At 76.4% G+C, this 22,059-nt stretch carries 5 protein-coding genes; 1 reads left to right on the forward strand and 4 read right to left on the reverse strand.

What is annotated here, in order from left to right:
* Positions 1 to 247 precede the first annotated feature (247 nt).
* A complete protein-coding gene (locus ACGF13_RS12575; RefSeq protein ID WP_392872689.1) occupies positions 248 to 1,486 on the forward strand; it encodes a cytochrome P450 in 1,239 nt (412 codons plus the stop codon).
* Positions 1,487 to 1,578: 92 nt separating this feature from the next.
* Here the strand turns inward: ACGF13_RS12575 and ACGF13_RS12580 are convergent, their stop codons facing one another.
* From ACGF13_RS12580 to ACGF13_RS12595, 4 genes are all read right to left on the reverse strand, one after another.
* Positions 1,579 to 4,773 (reverse strand): amino acid adenylation domain-containing protein, encoded by a 3,195-nt coding sequence (locus ACGF13_RS12580; RefSeq protein ID WP_392872692.1) that lies wholly within the window; start codon positions 4,771 to 4,773, stop codon positions 1,579 to 1,581.
* A gap of 13 nt (positions 4,774 to 4,786) precedes the next feature.
* Positions 4,787 to 5,581 carry a hypothetical protein gene (locus tag ACGF13_RS12585; RefSeq protein WP_392872695.1) on the reverse strand — a complete coding sequence of 265 codons (795 nt, stop codon included), beginning with the start codon at positions 5,579 to 5,581 and terminating at the stop codon, positions 4,787 to 4,789.
* A 204-nt stretch (positions 5,582 to 5,785) separates the two neighbouring features.
* Positions 5,786 to 6,547, reverse strand: a complete 762-nt coding sequence (locus tag ACGF13_RS12590; RefSeq protein WP_392872698.1) for a thioesterase II family protein — start codon at positions 6,545 to 6,547, stop codon at positions 5,786 to 5,788.
* Positions 6,548 to 6,671: 124 nt separating this feature from the next.
* A complete protein-coding gene (locus ACGF13_RS12595) occupies positions 6,672 to 21,926 on the reverse strand; it encodes a type I polyketide synthase (protein WP_392872701.1) in 15,255 nt (5,084 codons plus the stop codon).
* Between the last annotated feature and the right edge of the window lie 133 nt (positions 21,927 to 22,059).

A 22,059-nucleotide genomic window follows, 5' to 3' on the forward strand; every position in this document is an offset into this window, starting at 1 on the left:
CCACCGCCGCCCGTCACCGCCTCGCAGCTCCGAGCGGCTCGTCAACGACAGTAGGCGGCGGCCCGGGTGAGCAGAATCCACCTTTGCCCCCGTCAGGGGGTGGGTCTGGACCCACCCCTACGGAGCGTGCGCCCACGAAGGGGTCGAGGCCGCCCGGTTAGGGGTTCAGCACCACAGGATCCGCACATACCGTCCGACCGCAGGACCGTCCTGCTGACCACGCGTCGACCCGGCCGGAGGCGTACCCATGCCCACCCTGTCCGACAGCGAGCTGGACACCCAGCTGCGCACCGCCCGTGCGGCCCTGAAGTCCGTGGGCGCACTCGGCGACATCTACGCCCAGCTGCTGCTCGGCCAGGAGGACCCGTACCCGCTGTACGAGCGGATGCGCCCGCGCGGGCCGCTGCAGCGCAGCATGATCGGGTCCTGGCTGGTCGTCGACCGGGCGCTGGCCGACGAGATCCTGCGCGACCGGCGCTTCGGCCGGCGCACCACCAAGGGCGAGTGGCCCGAGGGCCCGTCCGACTTCGACAACTCCTTCCTGGCGATGGACCCGCCCGAGCACACCCGGCTGCGCCGGATCGCCACCCCGGCCTTCGGGCCGCGCGCGGTGGCGGCGTTCCGGCCCGAGGTCGAGCGCGCCTGCCACGAGCTGCTGGACCGGGTCGACACCGGCGCCCCGTTCGACCTGATGGACGCCTACGCCAAGCAGGTGCCGGCCCGGGTGATCGGCGCGCTGTTCGGCATCCCCGAGCAGGAGCAGCCGCGCTTCGACGAGCTGTGCCGGGGCCTGAGCCTGGTCCTGGACGGCGTGGTCTCGCTCGCCGAGGTCAAGGAGCTGCAGGCCGCCGTGGACGGCACCAGGGAGCTGTTCACCGAGCTGCTGGAGCTGCGCCGCCGCTCCCCCGGCGACGACCTGGTGAGCCGGCTGCTGGCGGACGTGGACGCCGAGCGGCTGACCGCCGAGGAACTGGTCGCGATGTGCGGGATGCTCGCGCTGGCGGGCACCGAGACCACCGTCAACCTGATCGGCAACGGCACCCTGGCCATGCTCGGCGAGCGCGCGGTCTGGGAGCGGCTGTGCGCGGACCCGGAGCTGGCGCCGCGCGCGGTCGAGGAGTCGGTGCGCTACGACACCTCGGTGCTGATGCAGAGCCGCTTCACCCACCAGGAGATCGAGATCGCCGGGCGCCGGCTGCCGGTGGACGCCCAGGTGATCATCCTCACCGGCGCCTGCAACCGCGACCCCGGCGCGTACGCCGAGCCGGACCGCTTCGACCTGGACCGCGCCGGCGAGCCGGACCACATCTCCTTCTCCAGCGGCATCCACTACTGCCTCGGCGCCCCGCTCGCCAAGCTGGAGGCGGAGGTGGCCTTCCGGGTGCTGTCGCAGCGCCTGCCGGGGCTGCGCCAGGCCGGCCCGGTACGCCGGCGGCTGTCGCCGTTCATCCGCGGTCTGCACGCCTTCCCGGTGACGGCCTCCTGACCCCGTACGCGACGCGCGAGGCCCTGCCGGACGTCCGGCAGGGCCTCGGTGCTTCGGTGCTTCGGTGCTTCGGCGCTTCGGCGCTTCGCGGGTCAGTCCTTCTTCTCCGCCGACCCGTCGATGAACTCGGCGATCTGACGCGGCGTCGGCATCGCGAAGACGTCCGCCAGGCCCAGCTTCACGCCCAGCTTCTCCTCGATCCGCTGCGCCAGTTGGGCGCCGAGCAGCGAATGCCCGCCGCTGGCGAAGAAGTTGGAGTCCGCCGAGAGGTCCGAGCGGGACAGCAGCGACGCCCAGATCGCCACCAGCGTGCCCAGCGGCCCCTCTTCCTCCTCCACCCGCGCCTCCGTTCCGGCCTCGGCGGCCCGGCCGGCGGAGGCGGCGCGCCGCTCCTCGGCGATCCGGGTCAGCCTCGGGTAGTCGACCTTCTCCGTGACGGTCTTGGGCAGTTCGTCGAGCAGCACGAAGTCGTGCGGCACGGCCGCCCTGGGGAGCCGGTCGCGGGCGTGCTCCCAGAGCCGGTCGCCGATCCCGCGGGCCTCCTCGTCCGCCTCCGCCTCGGACTGGCCCGGCTTGCGCGGCACCTCGACGAAGGCCACCAGCAGGCCGTCCGCGCTGGTGTCCCCGGCGACCACGACCGCGGCCCCCTCGGCCTCCGGGTGCTCGGCCAGCACCGCCTCGACCTCGCCGAGCTCGATCCGGTTGCCGCGCAGCTTGATCTGCCGGTCGGCCCGGCCGAGCAGCTCCAGGCCGGCGTCCGGGTTCCAGCGGGCCTGGTCGCCGGTGCGGTAGTACCGCCCGTAGCGGGGGTGCTCGCGGAACTTCTCGGCCGTCAGCTCCGGGCGCCCGTGGTACCCGAGGGTGACGCCGTCGCCCGCGATGCACAGTTCGCCGCGCACCCCGAGCGGCAGTTCCCGGCCGTCCGGGTCGGCGACGAACACCCGGGTGTTGCGGATCGGGCGTCCGACGCCGATCCGCTCCGCCGACTCCATGACGGCGCCGGTGGACCACACCGTGGTCTCGGTCGGCCCGTACAGGTTGCGCAGCTCGGCGCCGGTGGCCAGCAGCCGCCGGGCCAGCGCGGGCGGCATCGGCTCGCCGCCGCAGACCAGCCGGCAGCCCGCCAGCTCCCCGCCGGCCTCGTCCAGGACGAGGCGCCAGGTGGTGGGGGTGGCCTGGATGACGTCCACCCGGTGGCGGCGCAGCACCTCGGCCAGCGCCCGGCCGTCGGTCCTCGCCGTGTCCGGGGCGACGACCAGCCGGCCGCCCGCGAACAGCGGCAGGAACAGGTCCATCACCGACATGTCGAAGGCGAAGGTGGTCATCCACAGGCCGCCGTGTTCCGGCGTCAGGCGCATCTCCTCGCGGAAGTGCGCCACCAGGTTGGCCAGGTTGCCGTGGCTGACCAGGGTGCCCTTGGGGCGGCCGGTCGAGCCGGAGGTGTAGATCAGGTAGGCGCGGGTGTCCGGTGCGCCGGCGCCGTCGAGCGCGCGGGACGGGTCCGCGGCCGGGGCGTCCTCGACGGTGACCAGCGGGACGGCCGCGCGGGGCCGGCCGTCGGCCGCCGTGTCCTCGGGCAGGGTGATCCCGGGGCCGGTGACGACGGTGCGGGTGCCGGAGTCGGCCAGGGTGTCGGCGACCCGGTGGTCCGGGTGGTCCGGGTCGATCGGCAGGTAGGCGGCGCCGGCCAGCCAGATGCCGAAGACGGCGGCGACCAGGTCGGGGCCGCGCCGGGCGCACAGGCCGACGATCTCGCCGGGGGTGACGCCGGACTCCCGCAGCAGCTCCCGGGTGGCGGCCGCGGCGTTCCACAACTGCCGGTAGGTGACGGTGCGTTCGCCGTCCTGGACGGCCGGGGCGTCCGGTGTCAGGGCGGCGTGGCGGGCGACGGCGGCGAGGACGGTCGGCGGGACGTCGGTGCGCCCGGTCCGGTTGGCGGCCTCGATCAGCTCGGTGTCGGCGGCGCCGCGCAGCGGGTGCTCGCCGACCGGGAGGTCCGGGTCGGCGCCGAGCGAGACCAGCAGGGCGTCGTAACGCTCCAGCAGTCGCTCGACCTCGGCGGCGGTGTGCACGTCGGTCGAGTAGCGGCCCTTGACCCGCAGCGCGTCGCTGCCGGGGGCGACGACGAACTCCAGGTCGAACTTGCTGGTGCCGTTCTCCAGGCTGACCGCGGCGGCCTGCCGGCCGGCGATGGCGAAGGGCGCGAGTCCGCCGCCGGGCGCGTAGTTGAACAGGTGCCGGAACGCGGTGGTGCGCCAGGAGCCGCCGGTGCGGGGCAGTTCGGGCAGCATCAGGTCGATCGGGACGTCGGCGTGCGCGAGGGCGTCGAAGTACCCCGTCCGCGCCCGGGCGACCAGCTCCCGGAAGCCGCCGCCGAGGTCGACCGGCAGGCGCAGCGGCAGCACGTTGACGTGGTAGCCGACGGCCCGGGCGGTCCGCTGGTCCCGGACGTTGACGGGGGTGCCGACCACGATGTCGGGACCGGCGCCGTGCCGGGCCAGCAGCAGGTCGAAGGCGGCCAGCAGGACGACCGCCTCCGGGGCGCGCAGCTCGCGCTGCAGCCGGGCGAGCGCGTCGGCGGCCGTCTGCGACAGCACCCGCTCGACGTAGCCGCCGGCCAGGGTCGGCTCGGTGGTCTCGTCCTCGCCGAGCCACAGGTCGAGTTCGTCGGCCCGGTAGCCGGCCAGGCCGCGGCGCCAGAACTCGACGCTCTCCCCGCTCGGGGCGGCCGACTCGACGACGGGGACCTCGGGCAGCAGCTCCGCGGGGACCGGGCGACCGGCGAGCGCGGCGTCGTACGCGGCGGCCAGCTCCTCGAACAGGAAGGTCGCCGAGATGGTGTCGAAGACCAGGTGGTGGGCGGCGACGCAGACCACGTCGCCCGCGGGCGTGTGCAGGTGCCGCAGCCGCACCAGCGGACGGTCGGTCACCGCGAAGGCGTGCCGGGCCATGGCGGCGAGTTCCGCGTCGACGGCGTCCTCGGCGACCTGCGCGTACTCCGGCTCGAACGCGGCCTCGGCCTCCGTCAGGAGCCGGTGCAGCAGCCGGCCCTCCCGCACCTCGAAGCCGGTCCGCAGCACCCGGTGGCGGCGGACCAGCAGCCGGGCGGCCCCGGCCAGCGCGGCCGGGTCCAGCGCGGTGTCCACCCGGAAGGCGACCGCGACGGTGTTGGCCGCGGTGCCCGGGACGAGCCGGTCCATCAGCCAGAGGGCCTCCTCCTTCGGCGTGACCGCCGTCGCCGCCCGCTCCGGCTCGCCGGCGTCGTTCTTGCGTACCAGGCGTCGCATCTGTCGGCTCCCCCTAGCGCGCCGCGAGCAGGTCGGACACCGCGGCGGCGACCTCCGGCCGGCGCAGCAGCTCGTGCCGGTCGATGGCGAAGGGCAGCTCCCGCGCGCCCAGGTGCAGCCCGTCGACCGGGGTGTCGGAGCTGACCACGGTGGAGGTGCTGACGTCCGCGGCCGTGGTGACCTGCGTCGCGGCGACCAGGTAGGCGAGGTAGGAGTCGAACATGGCCATCAGCTCGGCGCGGCGGTCGGCGTCCAGGCCGACCCGCTCCAGGCCGAGGTCGCCGTACTCGCGGTAGAGCGCGACCAGTGCGGCACCGACCGCGACCGGGTCGGTCTCGGTCTCCTGCATCCGGTAGCCGGCGCTCTGGGCCGCCCGGATCTCCTCGGGGGTCAGCACGCCCGTCAGCCGGTCCACCAGCTTGTGGAACTGCCAGTACATGACCAGCGGGCTGACCGGCTCGGGGTCGAACAGCACCATCACCGGGTGGTGGCCCTGGCGGGCGGCGATCTTCTCGCCGAGCGCCGAGCCGAAGATCCCGCCGACGCAGAAGCCGAGCACGCCGCGGACGACCGCGCCCACGGGCAGCGCCTCGATCCAGCGGTCGAGGTAGTCGTCGCCGCGCATGCCGGTCTCCTCGCCGGGCGCGGGCTGCATGGTCTCCCAGACCGAGTACGGTCCGTCCAGCATGGGCACCAGGTCGCCGAAGGCGGCCTCGGCCCGGCCCGGGGCAAAGAAGTCGACGGCGAGGACGAGGTCCGTCGGGTCTCCGCTGTGCAGCACCCGCCAGGGGGTGGTGTGCTCGGCCATGTTGGTTCTCCAAGAGGGGATGGAAACGGCGCGGAGTCCGCCCGTTCCTCTGCGGTCAGGCTAGGGACGGGGGTTCGCGGCGGGCACCCCTGTCGGAACCCCTACCACCCCCCGGTGCTGCGACGGTCGGGCCGCCGCGGCGGCCCGGGCCCGGTTCCCGCCCCGGGCCCCGGCGGGCGGGGGCGGGAACCGGGCCCTGCTCGGTCAGCCGGCCGACACCCGGGCCAGCCGGTCGGCGATCCGGCCGTTGATGTCCCGCTGGTGGTGGGCCAGGAAGAAGTGCCCGCCCGGCAGGACGGTCAGGTCCGAGCCGCCGGTGGTGTGGCGCTCCCACGCCCGGGCCTCGTCGATGGTGGTCTTCGGGTCGTCGTCGCCGGTCAGCACGTGCACCGGGGCGGCGATCACGGCGTCCTGCTCGGGCCGGTAGGTCTCGATCGCGGTGTAGTCGGCGCGGATCGCCGGCAGGATCATCCGCAGCAGCTCCTCGTCGCCGAGCAGGGCGGCGTCGGTGCCGCTGAGCTCGTGCAGCTCGCGGACGAGGCCGTCGTCGTCGCGCAGGTGCACCGTCTCGTCCCGGACGCAGGACGGCGCGCGGCGGCCGGAGGCGAACAGCGCGGCCGGGCCGTTGCCCTCGCGCTCCTGACGGCGGGCCACCTCGAACGCCAGCACGGCGCCCATGCTGTGGCCGAAGAAGACGGTCGGGCGGTCGGCCCAGGGGGCGAGCGCGGCGTGGACGAGGTCGGCCAGCTCGGCTATGGAGTCGACGCACGGCTCGGTCCGGCGGTCCTGGCGGCCCGGGTACTGCAGGCACAGCACGTCGGTGCGGTCGGCGAGGGCCGCCGACACCGGGAAGTAGAAGCTCGCCGAACCGCCCGCGTGCGGGAAGCAGACCAGTCGGGTCGGGCTGTCGTCGTTCGGGTGGAAGCGCCGGACCCACAGGGCGGCCTGGCTCACGGACACGGACATCTCAGGGTGTTCCCCTCGTCGGTCCGCCGCCCCGGGACCGGGGCGGCGGAGGGTTTCCAGAGCCCGGCCTGGGCGCGCGGTGCGGGCGCGCGCCCCGGCCGGACTGGCGGCGGGTCGGACGGAATCAGCTCGTCCGGGAGGTCAACCACTCACCGACCGCCGAGGCCACCGCCTCGACGTGCTGCTCCTCCATCATCGAGTAGTGGTCCCCCGGGACGTCCACGACGCTCTGCGCGGACTCCCAGCCGGACTTCCACTCGCGCTCCCCCCAACCGGTCATCGGCTCGGCGGCACGGACCAGCAGCGTGGCCGCCCCGACCGGGCTCGGCTCCGCCTCTTCCAGGAGCCGGAACCAGCCTCCCATGGCGGTCAGCCGGTCGTCGTCCATCGACGCGAACACCCCGTCCCGCTCCGCCATGCCGCCCATGAGCGCGGGCAGCAGCGGAGCCACCAGGTCACTGCCCGGCGCGTAGATGTCTAGCAGAACGAGCGCGACAGGGGGCACCCCTATCTCCTCCAGGTACCGGGCCAGGGCGTGCGCCAGGACCCCTCCGGAGGAGTGGCCGACCAGGACGACGGGCTCGCCCTGCGCCAGTTCGGCGGTCTGCTCGGCCAGCGCGCGCACCCCCGCCGCCAGCGTCGCCGGCAGCGGCTCGCCGGTGCCGAAGCCGGGGGCCCGCAGGGCGCCGACCCGGAACCGGTCGCCCAGCGCCGCGGCGAACCGGGCGTACTGGTGCGGGCCGGAGATCGCCGTCACCGACGGGCAGCAGACCACCACCGGCCGCCCCGCGCCGCCGGACAGCCGCACCGGAGCCGGCAGCGGCCCGGCCAGCGCCGGGTCGGTGAAGGCGGGCCTGAACCCGGCGACGCTCTGCAGCATCGCCGCGAAGTCCGCGATCCGTCCGGACGCGACGGCCTGACGGAGCATCGGGGCCAGCGTGCCGGTCGCGGCGGCCGGCGGCGCGTCCTGCGGCACCTCGGCGGCGAGGTGCCCGGCGAGGGCCGCCGGGGTCGGGTAGTCGTAGATCAGCGCGGCCGGCAGCTCCCGCCCGGTCAGGGCGGTCAGCCGGTTGCGCAGCTCCACCGCGGTCAGCGAGGCGAAGCCCTGCTCCAGGAAGTCCCGGTCCGGGTCGACCGCGTCGCCGGAGCGGTGGCCGAGCGCCAGCGCGGCCTCCGTCCGGACGGTCTCCAGCAGGACGGCGTGCCGCCCGCCGGGGCCCGCCTCGGCCAGGCGGCGGGCCAGCGCTCCGGCCGCGTCCCGGACCGGCTCGGCGGACCGGGCCACCGGGTCGCGGTCGGCCGCGTCCGGACCGGCCAGGGCCGCCAGCAGCGGGACGGCGGCGCCGTCGCGCAGGGTGCGGGCGAACCAGCTCCAGCCGTCCCCGGCGATCACCAGGCCGTGCTCGCCGAGGGTCACGGCGTGGCCGAGGACCGATGCCGCCTCGTCGACGCCGGGCGCCCGCCCGGTCGGCCCGTCCGAGCCGGTGTCGGCCAGGGCGACCGTCCGCAGCGGGACGTCCCCCTCGGCGCGGCCGCGCGCGACGGCGTCCAGGTGGGCGCCGCAGACCGCGGCCACGGCCTGCCCGGCGCCGCCCCACACCGACTCGCCCGGCAGGCAGACGACCTGCGCGGCGAGTCCGGGGCCGCCGGCCGGCAGCGCGGTGACGGCGGCGACCGCCTCCGCCAGCGTCCGCGCGTCCAGGCCGTCCAGGGCGACCGGCTCGGCCGGGGCCACCAGGTGCAGCAGCACCTCCGCCGGGGTGTCGGCCTCGGCCGGCCCGGACACCGGCACGGCGCCGCGCTCGGTCAGCCAGCCGGCCAGCGCCTCGCGCCGGGCGTCGGCCGGGCCGGTGAGCAGCACCGGGCCCTGCGGCCGCCAGGTCGCGGCCTCGGCGGCCAGGCCGAGCGGGGCCGGCACCAGGCGGCGGGCGAAGGCCGCGGCGGACCGCAGCACCACCTCGTCCTCCCCGGTCCGCCCGGCCAGGACGGCCGTCAGCCACTCGCCGGCCAGGCCGTCCAGCCGCTCGGGCAGGTCGACCAGACCGCCCCAGCGCCGCGGGTGCTCGGCGGCGAACGCCCGGCCGAGGCCCCAGGTCAGTGCCTGGGCCGGGTTCGGCACCTCGCTCCGGCCGACCGCGACGGCACCCCTGGTGGCGTACCAGAGCGGGGCGTCCACCCCGGCGTCGCCGAGGGCCTGGGCCAGCGTCAGGTTGAGCCCCAGGCCGCCCGCCACGGTGGGGACGGCCGGGTGCGGCTGCTCGTCGAGCGCCAGCAGGGACAGCACGCCGCGCACCGGCGCCTCCCCGGCGAGCAGCTCGCCCAGGCCCGCCGCGACGGCGGCCCGGTCGGTGTCCTGCGGGTCCAGCACCGCGCCGAGCACGGTGGCGCCCACGGACTCCAGCAGGCCGAGCAGCGCCGTCACCGGCTCGCTCTCGGCGGCCTCCGCGGGGGCCACCACCAGCCAGTTCCCGGTGAGTTCGGCACTCGGCCGGGCCGCCAGCGGCTGCCACTCCACCCGGTGGCGCACCGCCTCCGCGGCCGCCTGGCCGCGCCGGCGCCGGTGCCAGCCGGACAGCGCGGGCAGCAGCGCCCGGAGCGCCTCGCGGCCCTCGCCGTCGAGGTCCAGCGCGCCGCTCAGGCCCTCCAGGTCGGTCTCCTCGACGGCCGCCCAGAAGCCGCCCTCGCCCGCGTGCGCGGACTCCTTGGTGGCCTCCTCCGGGGCCTCCAGCCAGTACCGCTCGTGCTGGAAGGCGTAGGTCGGCAGGTCGACGAGGCGCCCGCCCCAGTCGGCGGCGATCGCCGGCCAGTCCAACGGGACGCCGTGGACGTGCAGTTCGGCCTGCGCCGTGGTCAGCGCGACCTCCTCCGACCGGTCGGCGCGCAGCAGCGTCACCAGCAGGGCGTGGTCCGCGTCGGCGCCCAGGCAGTCCCGGGCGGCGGCGGTCAGGACGCCGTCGGGGCCGAGCTCCAGGAACCGGCCGGCCCCCGCCGCGCGCAGGGCGGCGACGCCGTCCGCGAACCGGACGGCCGCGCGGACCTGCCGCACCCAGTACGCCGGGTCGGTGAGCTCCTCGCCCGCCTCGGCGCCGGTGACGGTGGAGACCACCGGGATGCGCGGGGCGCTGAACGTCAGGCCCTCCGCCACCCGGCGGAACTCCTCCAACATGCCGTCCATCAGCGGGGAGTGGAAGGCGTGCGAGACGTTGAGGCGCTTGGTCTTCTCGAACTTCCCGGCGATGTCCAGGACTTCGGACTCCTCGCCGGAAATCACCACGGACGTCGGGCCGTTGATCGCGGCGATGCTGACGTTCCCGGTGAGCAGCGGCAGCACCTCGGCCTCCGAGGCCTTGACCGCGACCATCGCGCCGCCCTCGGGCAGCGCCTGCATCAGCCGGCCGCGGGCCGCCACCAGGGCGGCCGCGTCCGCCAGCGACAGGACGCCCGCGACGTGCGCGGCCGCCAGCTCGCCGATCGAGTGCCCGAGCAGCAGGTCCGGGCGCACCCCCCAGCTCTCCACCAGGCGGAACAGCGCCACCTCGACGGCGAACAGCGCCGGCTGGGCGTACTCGGTGCGGTCCAGCAGCCGGGCGTCCGCACCGAACACGACCTCGCGCAGCGGGCGGGTCAGATGGGCGTCGACCCGCTCGCAGACGGCGTCGAAGGCCGCGGCGAACGCCGGGTGGGCCCCGTACAGCTCCCGGCCCATGCCGAGGCGCTGGCTGCCCTGTCCGGTGAACAGGAAGGCGGTGCGGCCCGCGGTGGTGCCGGAACCGCGGACCACCCCGGCGCCGCCGCCGTCGGCGACCGCGGCGAGGCCGGCCAGCAGCTCCGCGCGGTCGGTGCCGACCACCACCGCGCGGTGGAAGAAGGACGAGCGGTGCACGGTCAGCGAGCGGGCGACGTCGGCCTCCGTCGGCCCGGGCTCGGCGGCCAGGTGCGCGGCCAGCCGCTCGGCCTGCGCGCGCAGCGCGTCCGGCGTCCGGGCGGACAGCACCCAGGGCAGCACCCGGGCGGGACCCTGCTCGGCCTCGGCGGGCGCCGGGCCCTGCTCAAGGATCACGTGGGCGTTGGTGCCGCTGACGCCGAAGGAGGAGACGCCCGCGCGGCGCGGTTCGCCGGTCTCCGGCCACGGCCGGGCCTCGGTCAGCAGCTCGACGGCGCCGGAGCTCCAGTCGACGTCCGGGGTCGGCTCGTCGACGTGCAGGGTCTTCGGCAGCACGCCGTGCCGCATCGCCATGATCATCTTGATCACGCCGCCGACGCCCGCGGCGGCCTGGGAGTGGCCGATGTTGGACTTCAGCGAGCCCAGCCACAGCGGGTCCCCGGTGCGCCCCTGCCCGTACGTCTCCAGCAGGGCCTGGGCCTCGATCGGGTCGCCCAGCCGGGTGCCCGTGCCGTGCGCCTCGACGACGTCCACCTGGGACGACGTCAGCCGGGCGGCGGCCAGCGCCTGCTCGATGACCCGCTCCTGGGCGGGGCCGTTGGGGGCGGTGATGCCGTTGCTGGCGCCGTCCTGGTTGACGGCGGTGGCGCGGACGACCGCCAGCACCCGGTGGCCGTTGCGCACCGCGTCGGACTGGCGCTCCAGCAGCAGCATGCCGACGCCCTCGGACCAGCAGGTGCCGTCGGCCGCCGCCGCGAAGGACTTGCAGCGCCCGTCGGTGGCCAGGCCGCGCTGACGGCTGAACTCGATGAACACCTGCGGGGTGGCCATCACCGTGACACCGCCGGCCAGGGCCATCGTGCACTCGCCGCTGCGCAGCGACTGGGCGGCCAGGTGCAGGGCGACCAGCGAGGAGGAGCAGGCGGTGTCCACGGTGACCGCCGGGCCCGACAGCCCCAGGGCGTAGGAGATCCGGCCCGAGGCGACGCTGCCGGTGGTGCCGGTGGCCAGGTAGCCCTCCACGTCGGCGGGGACGGCGGGCAGGGTGATCGCGTAGTCGTGGTACATCTTCCCGGCGAACACGCCGGTGGCGCTGCCCTTCAGCGTGGTCGGGTCGATACCGGCCCGCTCGAGGGCCTCCCACGCCGTCTCCAGCAGCAGGCGCTGCTGCGGGTCCGTCGCCAGCGCCTCGCGCGGGCTGATGCCGAAGAACCCGGCGTCGAAGTGCCCCGCGTCGTACAGGAACCCGCCCTCGCGGGCGTAGCTGGTGCCCACGTGGTCCGGGTCGGCGTCGTACAGGCCCTCGGTGTCCCAGCCGCGGTCGGTCGGCAGCGGCGAGATCGCGTCGGTGCCCTGCGCGACCAGCTGCCACAGCTCCTCGGGCGTGCGGACGCCGCCCGGGTAGCGGCAGGCCATGCCGATGATCACGATCGGGTCGTCGTCCGCGTGCCGCGGCGCCGGGGCGACGGCGGCCGACGGACGGGCACGCCCGCCGCCGGACAGCCGGGACTCCAGCCGGGCCGCCAGCTCGGCCGGGGTCGGGTAGTCGAACACGGTGGTGGCCGGCAGCCGCAGCCCGGTCGCCGCGCTCAGCCGGTTGCGCAGCTCGACCGCGGTCAGCGAGTCGAAGCCCAGCTCGCGGAACGCCCGGTTCGCCTCCACCGCGTCCGCGGACGCGTGGCCCAGCACGGCGGCCGCCTGGCCGCGCACCAGGTCGAGCAGCAGCCGGGCCCGGTCCTGCCCGTCGAGGTCGGCCAGCCGCTGCTGGAACGCCGAGGCCTCGCCGGTCCCGCTCGCCGCGGCGACCGTACGGCGCAGCGGCGTACGCACCAGGCCGCGCAGCAGCGGCGCGAGGGCCCCCGCCGCGGCCTGGCCGCGCAGCGCGGCCGAGTCCAGCCGCATCGGCACCAGGAGCGGTTCGGCGCCCGCCCCGGCCGCGTCGAAGAGCGCGAGCCCCTCGGCCGAGGACAGCGGGGCGACACCGCCCCGGCTCATCCGGCGGACCTCCGCCTCGTCCAGCGCGCCGGTGAGCGTGCTGCGCTCGGCCCAGAAGCCCCAGGCCAGCGAGACGGCGGGCAGGCCGTTCGCCCGGCGGTGGTGCGCCAGCGCGTCGACGAAGGCGCTCGCGGCGGCGTAGTTCGCCTGGCCGGCGTTGCCGAGCAGGCCGACCGCGGAGGAGAACAGGACGAAGGAGTCCAGGTCCAGGTGGGCCGTCAGCTCGTGCAGGTGCTGGGCGGCGTCCGCCTTGGGGCGCAGGACGTGGTCCAGCCGCTCCGCGGTGAGCGAGTCCAGGACGCCGTCGTCCAGCACGGCCGCCGCGTGCACCACGGAGGTGAGCGGGTGCTCGGCGGGGACGGCGTCCAGCACGGCGGCGAGCGCCACGCGGTCCGCGACGTCGCAGGCCGTGACGGTCACCTCGGCGCCCAGGCCGGTGAGTTCGGCGCTCAGCTCCTCGGCGCCGGGCGCCGCCGGGCCCTGCCGGCTGAGCAGCACCAGGTGCCGGGCGCCGTGCTCGGTCACCAGGTGGCGGGCCAGCAGCGAGCCCAGGGTGCCGGTGGCACCGGTCAGCAGGACGGTGCCCTCGGGGTCGAGGACGCGCCGGGGCTCGTCCGTCCCGGCGGGTACCCGGGCGAACCGGGGCGCCAGCACCTCACCGGCGCGCAGGGCGAGTTGGGGCTCGCCGGTGGCGACGGCGGCGGGCAGCGCGGCAGCGGAGCCGGCCGTGCCGTCCAGGTCCGCCAGGACCAGTCGGCCGGGGTTCTCGGTCTGCGCCGAGCGCACCAGGCCCCAGACCGGGGACTGGGCCAGCGCCGGGACGTCCTCGTCGGGGCGGGTCGCGACCGCCGCACGGGTCAGCACCACCAGGCGGGCCGCCTCGAAGCGCTCGTCCGCCAGCCAGGAGTGCAGCAGGGCGAGGGTGTCGCCGGTGCTGCGCCGCAGGCCGTCCAGCAGCGGGTCGTCGGCGCCGGTGGCCACCGCGGCCACCACCACGGACGGCAGCTCGGCGCCGGCGTCGACGGCCTCGGCCAGCTCGGCCAGGTCGCGGTAGCGGCGCGCGGAGGCGGTCCACTCCCCCTCGACGGCGCCCAGCAGCGCCAGTTCCGCCGCGGGGGTCGCGGCGGGCAGCGGCACCGGCGTCCAGTCGACCCGGAACAGCGAGTCCTGGAAGGCGGATTCGGCGGCCACCGCACGCTCGGCCAGCGGGCGCAGCACCAGCGAGCCGACCGCCGCGACCGGGCGGCCCTCCTCGTCGGCCAGCTCCAGGGCCACCCCGTCCGCACCGGTCGGGGTGAGGCGCAGCCGCAGGGCCCCGGCGCCGGTGGCGAACAGCGTCACGTCCGTCCAGGCGAACGGGAGCCGCCCGGCGGCGAGGTCCCGGGTCGCGTCACCCAGGCCCGCCGCCTGCAGCGCGGCGTCGAGCAGGGCGGGGTGCAGGCCGAAGCGCTGGGCGTCGCCCTGCTGGTCCGCCGCGAGGGCGACCTCGGCGAACACCTCGGAGCCGCGCTGCCAGACGGATCGCAGGCCGCGGAACGCCGGACCGTAGGCGAAGCCGAGGCCGGCCAGGGTGTCGTAGTACCCGTCCACCGACACCGGCTCGGCGCCCTGCGGGGGCCAGACGGCAAGGTCGAACTCCGGCACGACGGCGCCGCGGAACAGGGCGCCGGTGGCGTGGCGGGTCCACGGCTCGTCGGGCGCCGCGTCCTCGGCGCGGGAGTAGACCTCCACCTCACGGCGGCCGTCGGCGTCGGGCGAACCGACCACCACCTGCACCGCCACGCCACCCTGGGAGGGCAGCACCAGCGGCGCCTCCAGGGTCAGCTCCTCCAGCACGTCACAGCCGGCCTGGTCGCCCGCGCGGACGGCCAGCTCGACGAGGGCGGTGCCGGGCAGGATCACCGTGCCGGCCACCGCGTGGTCGGCCAGCCACGGGTGCGTCTGCACCGAGAGGCGACCGGTGAAGACGTGCCCGTCGCGGTCGGCCAGCGCCACCGCCGCACCCAGCAACGGGTGGTCGGCCGCGCCGAGACCGGCGGACAGCACGTCACCGATACCGCGCGTGCCCGGCTTCGGCCAGTAGTGCTCGTGCTGGAAGGCGTAGGTCGGCAGGTCGATGCGGCTTGCGGCCGGGAACCGGGCGGCCCAGTCGACGGTGGCGCCGTTGGCCCAGGCCTCGGCGAGGGCGGTCAGGAAGCGCTCCCGGCCGCCCTGGTCACGGCGCAGGGTGCCCTGAACCGTCGCCTCGGCGCCGGAAGCGTCGACGGCCTCCTGGATGCCGACGGTCAGCACCGGGTGGGCACTCACCTCGACGAACTGCGAGTGGCCGGACGCCAGCAGGGCCTCGATGGTGCTCGCGAACTCCACCGTCTGGCGGAGGTTGCGGTACCAGTAACCGGCGTCCAGCGCGGCCGAGTCGATGATCTCGCCGGTGACCGTCGAGTGGAACGGAACCTCCGGCACACGGGGCGTGACCGGGGCCAGCAGCTCCGCGAGACGGGCCTCGATGCGCTCGACGTGCGCCGAGTGCGACGCGTAGTCCACCGCGATCCGACGCGCCCGGACCTCCTGCGCGCCGCAGTGCTCCATCAGCTCGTCCAGGGCACCGGCGTCACCCGAAACGACCACCGAGCTCGGGCCGTTGACCGCAGCGATCGAGATTCCCTCGCGGCCCTCCAGGAGTTCACGCACCTGCTCGGCGGGCAGCGGAACGGACACCATCCCGCCCAGGCCCGAGAGCTCGATGATCGCCTGGCTGCGCAGCGCCACCACCAGCGCCGCGTCCTCCAGCGACAGGGCACCAGAGACGGCAGCGGCGGCGATCTCGCCCTGCGAGTGCCCCACCACCGCCGACGGCTCCACACCGTACGAACGCCACAGAGCAGCCAGCGAGACCATCACGGCGAACAGCACCGGCTGGACCACGTCCACCCGCTCCATCCACCCGCCGTCCTCACCCGCGACGACGTCGAGCAGATCCCAATCCACATGCGGAGCAAGCGCCTTGGCGCACTCCTCCATCCGGGAACGGAACACCGGCTCATCCGCCAGCAGCCCCTGGGCCATGCCCAGCCACTGCGAACCCTGCCCGGGGAACACGAACACCGGACGCCCCGAACGCACCCGTCCGGACACCACGCCCGCGCCCGGCAGGCCGTCCGCCAGCGCGGCCAGGCCCGCCAGCAGCGCCTCCCGGCCCTCGCCGACCACCACGGCCCGGTGCTCGAACACCGCCCGCGAGGACACCAGCGAGAAACCGACGTCCGCCGGCCGCTCCTCCGCGACCGCCGTCAGCAGCCGCCGCGCCTGCTCCCGCAGCGCCGCCTCACTGCGGCCCGACAGCACCCACGGCACCACGCCACCGGCCGCCGACTCCTCGTCGGCCTGCGTGAGTTCCGCCGCCGGCGCCTGCTCCAGTACGACATGGGCGTTGGTGCCGCTCGCGCCGAAGCCGGAGACGCCCGCGCGGCGCGGTTCGCCGGTCTCGGGCCAGTCCCTGGCCTCGGTGAGCAGCTCGACCGCGCCCGCCGACCAGTCGACGTGCGGGGTGGGCTCGTCCACGTTGAGGGTGCGCGGCAGCACACCCTCACGCATCGCCATCACCATCTTGATGACGCCGCCGACGCCCGAAGCCGACTGGGTGTGGCCGATGTTGGACTTGAGGGAGCCCAGCCACAGCGGGTCCCCGCCGCGCTCCTGCCCGTAGGTGGCGAGCAGCGCCTGGGCCTCGATCGGGTCGCCGAGCCGGGTGCCGGTGCCGTGCGCCTCGACGGCGTCGACCTGACCGGGGGTCAGGCGGGCGTTGGCCAGGGCCTGGCGGATGACGCGCTGCTGCGCGGGGCCGTTGGGGGCGGTCAGGCCGTTGCTGGCACCGTCCTGGTTGACGGCGCTGCCGCGGACGACGGCGAGCACGGGGTGCCCGTTGCGCCGGGCGTCGGAGAGCCGCTCCAGCAGGAGCATGCCCGCGCCCTCGCCCCAGCCGGTGCCGTCGGCGGCGGCCGCGAAGGGCTTGCAGCGGCCGTCGGCGGCCAGGCCGCGCTGGCGGCTGAACTCGATGAACGGGCCGGGCAGCGGCATCACGGTGACGCCGCCGGCCAGCGCCAGCGAGCACTCGCCCTGGCGCAGCGACTGGGCGGCCAGGTGGAGCGCCACCAGCGAGGAGGAGCAGGCGGTGTCGACGGTGACGGCCGGGCCCTCCAGGCCCAGGGTGTAGGAGATCCGGCCGGACATCACACTGGCCGCCGTGCCGGTGAGCATGTAGCCCTCGGCGCCGCCCTCGCTGTTGGTCAGCACCGTGGTGTAGTCCTGGGTGGACCCGCCGGCGAAGACGCCGGTCGCGGTGCCGCGCAGCGTGCCGGGGTCGATGCCGGCGCGCTCCAGCGTCTCCCAGGTGACCTCCAGCAGCAGGCGCTGCTGCGGGTCCATGGTGACGGCCTCGCGCGGGGAGATGCCGAAGAAGCCCGCGTCGAAGAGGCCGGCGTCGTGCAGGAAGGCGCCTTCGCGGCAGTAGCTGGTGCCGGGCTGGTCGGGGTCGTCGGCGTAGAGCGCCGCCAGGTCCCAGCCACGGTCGGTGGGCATGCCGGTGACGGCGTCCCGGCCTTCGGTGACGAGCCGCCACAGGTCCTCGGGCGAGGCGACGTCGCCGGGGAAGCGGCAGCCCATCGCGACGATGGCGATCGGCTCGTCGTCGGCGGCCGCCGCGCTGGTGGCCCGGGCCTGGTCCTGGTCCGCGCCGAGGGTCTGGGCGCGCAGGTAGCCCGCGAGGGCCACCGGGGTCGGGTAGTCGAAGACCAGCGTGGTGGGCAGCTTCAGGCCGGTGGCGCTGCCGAGGCGGTTGCGGATCTCCACCGCGGTGAGCGAGTCGAAGCCGAGTTCGCGGAAGGCGCGCACGGGGTCGACGGACTCCGGTCCGGCGAAGCCGAGGACGCCGGCGGCCTGGGCGCGCACCAGGTCGGTCAGGACGCGCTCCTGGTCGGCGGCGGACAGTCCGGCGAGCTTGCGGCGCAGCGCCGACTGCTCGGGCACCTCGGTGCCGGGTTCGGCGGTGCCGGTGCCCGCGCTCAGGGCGCGGACCTCCGGCAGGTCCTCGATCAGCGGGCGGCGGCGGGTGGCGGTGAAGGCGGGCTGGAAGCGCTCCCAGACGACGTCGGCGACGGCGAGGAAGGTCTCGTCGAGGTCGAGGGTCTGCTGGAGGGCGGCGACGGCCAGCTCCGGCGCCATCGCCGGGACGCCGCGGCGGCGCATGGCCTCCCCGGCGGGGCCGTCCGCCATCCCGCCGTCGGCCCAGGCGCCCCAGGCGACCGAGGTGGCACGGACGCCGGCCGCGCGCAGCCGTTCGGCGTAGGCGTCGAGGAAGGCGTTGACGGCGGCGTAGGCGCCCTGGCCGCCGCCGCCCCAGACGCCCGCGTTGGAGGAGAACAGGACGAAGGCGTCCAGTTCGGTGCCGGTGAGCGCCTCGGCCAGGTTGCGGGCGCCGGCGATCTTGGCCTCGGCGAGCTCCTGGAGGTCGGCGGGCCGCAGGTCGGCGAGGGCGCCGGTGCGGCCGAGGCCGGCGGCGTGCAGCACCGCGCGGATCGGCGCGCCCTCCAGGGCGAACCGCCCGACCAGGGCGTCCACGGCGGTGCGGTCGGCGGTGTCGCAGGCGACGACCGTCACCTCGGCGCCCGCCGCGCGCAGTTCGTCGGCGAGTTCGGCGGCGCCCGGGGCGTCGGCGCCCCGGCGGCTGGTCAGCACCAGGTGCTCGGCGCCGTTGGCGGCCAGCCAGCGGGACACGTGGGCGCCGACGGCGCCGGTGCCGCCGGTGACCAGCACGGTGCCGCGCGGGCGCCAGGCCCGCTCGGCGGGGACCTCGGCGCCGGGGGCGCGGACCAGTCGGCGGGCCAGCACGCCGGTGGCGCGCACGGCCAGCTGGTCCTCCTCGTCCTCGGCCGCGAGCACCGCGGCGAGTCGGGCGGCGGCGCGGTCGTCGGGGTCGGCGGGGAGGTCGACCAGGCCGCCCCAGCGCTCGGGCTGCTCCAGGCCGAGCACCCGGCCCAGGCCCCAGACCTGGGCCTGCGACGGGTCTGCGGGGCCGTCCGCGCCGCCGGTGCGGACGGCGCCGGTGGTGGCCGACCAGAGCGGGGCGTCCAGGCCCGCGTCGGCGAGCGCCTGGACCAGGGCGACGGTGCCGGCCGTCCCGGCCGGGACGAGCGGGGCGTCCGGGTGCGGGCGGTCGTCCAGCGGCAGGAGGGAGAGCACGCCGGCCCAGCGGGCCGACTCGGCGGCGCCGTCCGCGGCGGTCTCGGCGGTCTCGGCGGTCTCGGCGGTCTCGGCGAGTTCGGCGGCGAGCAGCGCCGCGAGGCGGCCGCGGTCGGCGGTGGCGTCGGCGGTGACCCGGCGCACCCGGGCGCCGGCCGTCTCCAGGGCGCGCTGGGCGGCGTCGGCCCACGCGGTCCCGGCGGCGGGCTCGACGAGCAGCCACCGGCCGGTCAGCCGGGGCCGGCCCTGGGCGGTGACGGGCTTCCAGGTGATCCGGTAGCGCCAGCCGTCCACCGTGTCGGCCTGCTGCCGGCGGCGGCGCCAGGCCGCGAGGGCGGGCAGCACGGCGCTCAGCGGGTCCTCGCCGTCCACGGCCAGGGCGGCGGTCAGCTCGGTCAGGTCCCCGCGTTCGACGGCGGACCAGAAACCCTGGTCGGCGGCGGACTCCGGGGCCGTGCCGGGCAGGGCGGCCGGAGCCGGGACGTCGAGCCAGTAGCGGCGGTGCCGGAACGGGTAGGTGGGCAGTTCGCACGGGGCCAGGCCGCGCCCGTCGAACGGCGCGGTGCGCCGCACCGGCACGCCGTGCGCGTGGACGGCGGCGAGCGAGGCGAGGAAGCGCTCGGCGTCGTCCTCGTCGCGGCGCAGCGAGCCGAGGACGGCGGCCTCGGCGCCGATCCCGTCGAGGGTCTCCTCCATGCCGGTCACCAGCACGGGGTGCGGGCTGACCTCCAGGAAGGCGCCGTGGCCGTGCTCGGCCAGGGCGCGGACGGCCTGCGAGAACTCGACCGTCTGCCGCACGTTGCGGTACCAGTACTCGGCGTCCAGCGCTCCGGTGTCCAGGAGGCCGCCGGTCACCGTGGAGTAGAAGGGGACGTCGCAGGAGCGGGAGGTGACCTTGGCGCCGATCGCGAGCATCTCCTCGCGCATCGCCTCGGTCTGCGGGGAGTGGGCGGCGTAGTCGATCGGCAGGAGCTTGGCGCGGACGTCGAGCGCGGCGCACTCGGCCGCCAGCTCCGCCAGCGCGGCCGGGTCCCCGGCGACGACGACGGTCCGGGGGCCGTTGACCACGGAGAGCTGGAGCCGGTCGCTGCGCTCCCCGATCAGCTCGCGCATCCGCTCGGCGCCCTCCGCGACGGCGAGCATGCCGCCGAGGCCGGAGATCCGGGACAGCGCCGTGCTGCGGGCCGTCACCAGGTAGGCGGCGTCGGCGAGGCTGATCGCGCCGGCCACGCAGGCCGCGGCGATCTCGCCCTGCGAGTGGCCGACCACCGCGGCCGGCTCGACCCCGTACGAACGCCACAGCTCGGCGAGCGCGACCATCACGGCGAACAGGGCGGGCTGGACGACGTCGATCCGGTCGAGCGGGGGCGTGCCCTCGACGCCGCGCAGCACGTCCTCCAGCCGCCAGTCCACGTGCTCGGCGAGGGCCGCCGAGCACTCGGCGAGCCGGGCGGCGAACACCGGCGAGGAGTCCAGCAGCCCGACGGCCATGCCGGGCCACTGGGAGCCCTGGCCGGGGAAGACGAAGACGGCCTTGCCGGCCGCGGCGCCGCGGGCCGTGCCGCGCACCAGGGCGGGGTGTTCCTCGCCCTCGGCGAGCGCGGCGAGGGCGCCGAGCGCGCCGTCGCGGCCGTCGGCGAGCAGGACGGCCCGGTGCTCGAAGGCGCCGCGGCCGGCCGCCAGCGTCCAGGCCACCCGGTCGGCGTCCAGCTCCGGCCGGTCCGTCAGGTGGTCGTGCAGCTGCCGGGCCTGCTCGCGCAGGGCGTCCTCACCGCGGGCGGACAGGAACCAGGGGGTCGCCCGGGTGGTCAGCGGCGGGCGCTGCGGCTCGCCGGAGGCCGGCTCCCCGTCCGCGTCCTGGGCGGGCAGCTCGGCCGGGGCCTCCTCGATGACGGTGTGGGCGTTGGTGCCGCTGAAGCCGAAGGAGGAGACGGCGGCCCGGCGGACCCGCTCGCCGGCCGGCCAGGGGCGGGCCTCGGTGAGCAGCTCGACGGCGCCGGAGGCCCAGTCGATGTGCGGGGACGGCTCGTCGACGTGCAGGGTGCGCGGCAGCTCGCCGTGCCGCAGCGCCATGACCAGCTTGATGATGCCGGCGACGCCGGCGGCGGCCTGGGTGTGGCCGATGTTGGACTTGATCGAGCCGAGCCAGAGCGGCGCCCCGCCCTCGCCGCGCTCCTGCCCGTAGGTGGCGAGCAGGGCCTGGGCCTCGATCGGGTCGCCGAGGGTGGTGCCGGTGCCGTGCGCCTCGACGGCGTCGATCTGGTCCGGGGAGAGCCCGGCGCCGGCCAGGGCCTGGCGGATGACGCGCTGCTGGGAGGGGCCGTTGGGGGCGGTCAGGCCGTTGCTGGCGCCGTCCTGGTTGACGGCGGAGCCGCGGACCACGGCCAGCACCGGGTGCCCGTTGCGGCGGGCGTCGGACAGCTTCTCCAGCAGCAGCACGCCGGCGCCCTCGCCCCAGGCGGTGCCGTCGGCCCCCTCGGCGAAGGCCTTGCAGCGGCCGTCGGGGGCGAGGCCGCGCTGGCGGCTGAACTCGACGAAGGTGTCCGGGGTCGACATCACGGTGACGCCGCCGGCCAGCGCCAGCGTGCACTCGCCGCTGCGCAGGGCCTGGGCGGCCAGGTGGACGGCCACCAGCGAGGAGGAGCAGGCGGTGTCGATGGTCACCGCCGGGCCCTCCAGGCCCAGGGTGTAGGCGACGCGGCCCGAGACGACGCTGCCGGCGGTGCCGGTGCTCAGGTAGCCCTCGACGCCCTCGGGGACGGTGAACAGGCGGCTGGCGTAGTCGTGGTACATCACGCCGCTGAAGACGCCGATCCGGCTGCCGCGCACGGCGGCGGGGTCGATGCCGGCCCGCTCGAAGGCCTCCCAGGAGGTCTCCAGCAGCAGCCGCTGCTGCGGGTCCATGGCGGTCGCCTCGCGGGGGCTGATCCCGAAGAACTCCGGGTCGAACTGGGCCGCGTCGTGCAGGAACCCGCCCTCGCGGGTGTAGCTGGTGCCCGAGCGGCCGTGTTCGGCGTCGGCGTCGTACAGCGCGTCGGTGTCCCAGCCGCGGTCGGCGGGGAAGCCGGTGATCGCGTCGGTGCCGTCCGCGACGAGCTGCCACAGCTGCTCGGGGGTGCGGACGCCGCCCGGGTAGCGGCAGCCCATCGCGACGATGGCGATCGGTTCCTGTTCGCCGGACTCGACCTCGCGCAGGCGGCGGCGGGTCTCGTGCAGGTCGGCGGTGACCCGCTTGAGGAAGTAGCGGAGCTTCTCTTCGTTCATGACGTTCTGTCCCAATCGAGCGACCGCGGGGCGCGGTTCGGAAGTCTGGTGGGGTGGGCCGGGCGGCTCGGGCGCCGGGGTGGCGCGGCGCCCGGCCCACCGGGGTGGCGGAGCGGGAGGTGCCGGTTCGGGC

The sequence above is a fragment of the Kitasatospora sp. NPDC048286 genome (genome assembly GCF_043201735.1).
Classification (GTDB): Bacteria; Actinomycetota; Actinomycetes; order Streptomycetales; family Streptomycetaceae; genus Kitasatospora.